This is a genomic window from Thermovirga sp. (assembly GCF_017656375.1).
Classification (GTDB): Bacteria; Synergistota; Synergistia; order Synergistales; family Thermovirgaceae; genus Thermovirga.
In genome coordinates, this window is record NZ_JACDOB010000060.1 from 1 (window position 1) to 3902 (window position 3902).

Here is a 3902-nt window from a genome sequence, read left to right on the forward strand (position 1 = left end):
GAAATTCTTGCGGTAGAGCCGGGTGTAGTTATAGAACTTGATAAGCAGGTTGGGGAACCTGTGGAAGTAACAATTAACGATAGGCCTGTATTCAAGGGAGAAGTAGTAGTAATAGAGGAAAATTTCGGAGTGAGGATTACTGAAATAGTTGAAAAACACGATAAGCTAGGGAAATAGCTATAGTTTCAGGAGGGAATAATGTGAAAGAGAAAGAATACCCAGCAAAAGAGGGGTATGATGTCTTCAAAAAAAAGATATTTGCCCTTACGGGGATAGATTTGAACATATATAAATATCAGATTCACAGGCGAGTCCACACCCTTATGAGAAATTGGAATATATCTGACTATGATGAATACTATAGGCTGATAGAAAATGACGAGGATAGAAGGCGGGAGTTTCTAGATTATATAACCATAAACGTTACGGAGTTTTTCAGGAACCCTAGCAGATGGGAATTTTTGAAGGATAAGATATTCCCGGAGCTTAAAGCTCTGGTGAATAACGGGAATAAATTAACTTTCGTGAGTGCCGGCTGTTCTTCTGGAGAGGAGCCGTATTCATTGGCTATTCAGGCCATGGAGGCAAGGTTGCCCTTCGAGGTGATAGCTTTGGATATAGATGAAGGAGTTTTAAAGAAAGCAAAAGAGGGCATTTATAAGCAAGAACAGCTGGTAAACATAAATGATAAGGTTAAGGCTAGGTACTTTGAGAAAATTGGAGAGGGCATCTACAAGGTTAAAAATGAAGTAAAATCTAAAGTTGCATTTAGGCGGTTTAACCTTTTAAAAGACCCTTTGCCGAAAAATGTTCATCTCGTTCTCTGTCGGAACGTAGTTATTTATTTTTCAGCGGAGACAAAAAATAAATTGTATAGCAATTTCAATAAAATCCTGGTAGATGGTGGATATTTAATGCTTGGTCCCACGGAACAAATTTTTGGTTATGAGCACATAGGCTTCAGTTACGTAGGTTTTGCTTTTTATAAAAAAGTTGCTGAAGCGAAGGTGGCAAGCCGATGAAGATTGTCAAGGAGATAGAATTTGAGGCATTGACGGAAAAAGAGGCCTTTGACAAGGTTAGGCAGCGTCTGGGAGCCGATGGGGTTATCTTGTCTATCCAAACTGTGACGACTCCATCTTTTTTGCCGTTTTTTCGGAAGAAAAAATTAATAGTTAGGGCTGGGATAATAGAGGAGGACAAAAGCCCTTCACGGAATGTTGTTGACAAGGAGCTGGAAAGAAGGCAAATTGAGGTATTTAGGGCTCTTTTGGAGCTTAAGAAGGAATCATCTGCTGAGAGGGAAAGCAAAAAGCATCTGACGCTGGAAGAGCTAGCTAAAAGCGTTGAGGATGAGGTAGAGGTGACATCCCTAAGAGCTTCTCCGACGGTAGGGAAAACTCAAGGTATTAAAGAGAAAGAGAATGATGTCATATCTGAAGTGAAAGGTCCAAAGCCGGCCGATGGGCATGCCGTTAAAGGACAAGAGAAGGTTTGGTTGGAGGAACTATTAGAAGGTGATGTGCCGAGTGACGTTGTTTCTTTCGTAGGCGGCGATGAAAGGAACATATCGCTAACTCGGTGGTTGGAGAAAGAAGGAGCGGGGTTATTCTTAAGAGATGGGGAGAGGGATCTTTTGGCTGCTTTGGGCGGCAGAAGGGTGATGATCGTTGGGCCTACTGGAGTGGGCAAAACTACAACGATTGCCAAAATAGCAGCCTGGGCAGTGCAGGATAGAATCCCCGTCGTGCTTTTGTCTTCCGATAATTACCGGGTTGCAGCCGTAGAACAAATCAGGACTTTTGCCAGGGTTTTGAATGTTCCTTTGGAAATAGTCAATACAGGCTCGGAACTGGCGCCTATTTTAGGGAAATACCCTGAGGATGCTTTGATGCTAATGGACACCGCGGGTCATGGCTTTAGGGAGAGCGACCGCTTATCGCACATAAGGGGAGTTTTTGATTATTTTAAGCCCCATAGGGTGCATATTGCCATATCGTCGACCATGAAGTTTAAAGACGTTAAGCTGGCAGTGGAGAGGGTCAGGGAGACGATAACTCTGGACAAGGTCATCCTGACTAAGATAGATGAAGCTGCTTTGCCCAGCAGTTTGCTTTGGGTGCCTAAGTATTTTGGGTTGCCTTTGTCTTTTGTCACTACGGGCCAGAATGTGCCGAGGGACATACATGTTGCTTCTAAGGATTTCGTTTCCTCCTATCTATCAATGGAGGTGTCAGGTAGTGGTGGTAGGTAATTTCAGCCCTCTGTTTGATGCTTCTGCTTCACTGCAGGCGCAGGAGCTAAAAAGCGCGATGGAGGAAGTTTTGCCTAAGCGAGCCGAATATTCTTGCAGAAAAACTAAATCCATTGCGGTCGTAAGCGGAAAGGGAGGCGTAGGCAAAAGCAATTTTGCCTTGAATTTAGCCCTTTTGCTTGGTGATAAGTTTGATAAGCCGACCACCCTCCTGGACGCTGATATAGGGATGGCCAATTTGGATGTGTTGTTGGGCTTAAACGCGCGATTGAATTTGAGCCATGTACTGAATGGAGATTTAAAGTTAAGGGACGTAATCCTGCCTATATCTAAAAGGGTATGGTTCCTACCGGGAGGAAGTGGCATATCCAGATTAAATGAAGTTGATTGGGAGATGTGTCCTGATTGGATCGATGAAATATCAATGTTCGATGAGAGAGTTGATATTATAATTGCAGATACTGGAGCAGGAATCAGCCGAGACGTATTGTTTTTTGCTATGGCCTCTGACACAATAATACTTGTGACGACCCCAGAGCCTACGGCGTTGAAAGATGCTTACGGCCTGTTGAAGAGCCTTATTGTTTTATATGGGAGACAGACTTTATTGGAGAAGGAACTTTTATTTGTCGTTAATATGGCTCGTTCTAAGCAAGAGGCTTTTGCTGCAGCAGATAGGCTTATGAAGGTTAGTGCTAAGTTTCTGAATATAAAACCTAGATATATTGGCTATCTTCCTTTTGACATCAGAGTGGCTGATGCAGTTAAGAGCAAGTGCCCTATAGTCAAGATGCATCCTAAAAGTCCGATAGTCCGCTCAATGGAAGTTATAGCTAGAAGAATTTTAGGCTCATCAGAAGGGGATGTAAGTGAAACGTTTGCAAAGCACAATTTATCTTTGGGTGTGTTTCAGAGACTGTTTCAGAGATTAAAGGGAGTGTAAAAGTTGGCAAGCTTCCAGCAAGGCGAATTTAGAGATGGCAGCGACTCAGGGACAAAGCTTCCTACCGCGGGGGAAATGGCGACGTGTTTGAGAGATCCAGCTCGTAAGAGCCAGTTGGAGGAACGCATTATAAAATATTATATAAGCCTGCGAAAAAAGGTGCCTAAACCTCCTAAGGCCGATGCGGGATTGATAAAGGAATACAGCCGTATAATGGCAAAGTTGAGGGAGGAAGAAGAGACTCTCTTGGAAATGTTAGATGCCTTTGCGTTAGGAGATGCAACGAAAGTGAGAACACTTTCTGAAAGACTAACGAAAGAGGTATGGAAATCCAATAATTGTTATAATTCTTCTAGTGAAAATTGAAGAGAATGCGTGAGGAGGTATGGTTGTGGCTAATATCATGGTTGTCGATGATGCTGCTTTTATGAGGATAATGATGAAAGACATTCTGGAAAAAGGTAACCATTCTGTGGTTGCCGAGGCAGAGAACGGGAAGCAGGCTCTTTTGGAGTATACCAAAGTAAAGCCGGATTTAGTGACATTGGATATTACTATGCCTGAACTTGATGGATTAAATACCTTGCTTGCCTTGAAGAAGTTGGATCCTAATGTCAAGGTGGTAATGGTCAGTGCTATGGGGCAACAGAATATAGTTATTCAAGCCATAAAGGCTGGGGCTAAAGATTTTGTGGTGAAGCCTTT

General features: G+C 42.9%; 6 protein-coding genes. All 6 read left to right on the forward strand.

Annotation, left to right across the window (positions count from 1 at the left end):
• The first annotated feature begins 3 nt into the window (after positions 1-3).
• Positions 4-177 (forward strand): FliM/FliN family flagellar motor switch protein, encoded by a 174-nt coding sequence (locus H0Z23_RS09030; protein ID WP_366928894.1) that lies wholly within the window; start codon positions 4-6, stop codon positions 175-177.
• A 23-nt stretch (positions 178-200) separates the two neighbouring features.
• Positions 201-1022 (forward strand): protein-glutamate O-methyltransferase CheR, encoded by an 822-nt coding sequence (locus H0Z23_RS08635; RefSeq protein ID WP_296869043.1) that lies wholly within the window; start codon positions 201-203, stop codon positions 1020-1022.
• Positions 1019-2254, forward strand: a complete 1236-nt coding sequence (locus H0Z23_RS08640; protein ID WP_296869044.1) for a hypothetical protein — start codon at positions 1019-1021, stop codon at positions 2252-2254. The genes H0Z23_RS08635 and H0Z23_RS08640 overlap by 4 nt, the downstream gene beginning before the upstream one ends.
• On the forward strand, positions 2241-3197 hold the full coding sequence (locus tag H0Z23_RS08645) for a P-loop NTPase (RefSeq protein WP_296869045.1): 957 nt from the start codon (positions 2241-2243) through the stop codon (positions 3195-3197). The genes H0Z23_RS08640 and H0Z23_RS08645 overlap by 14 nt, the downstream gene beginning before the upstream one ends.
• Before the next feature lie 3 nt (positions 3198-3200).
• Positions 3201-3563, forward strand: a complete 363-nt coding sequence (locus H0Z23_RS08650) for a hypothetical protein (RefSeq protein ID WP_296869046.1) — start codon at positions 3201-3203, stop codon at positions 3561-3563.
• 19 nt (positions 3564-3582) lie between these two features.
• A partial coding sequence (locus H0Z23_RS08655) for a response regulator (protein WP_296869047.1) occupies positions 3583-3902 on the forward strand: 320 nt, incomplete at its 3' end.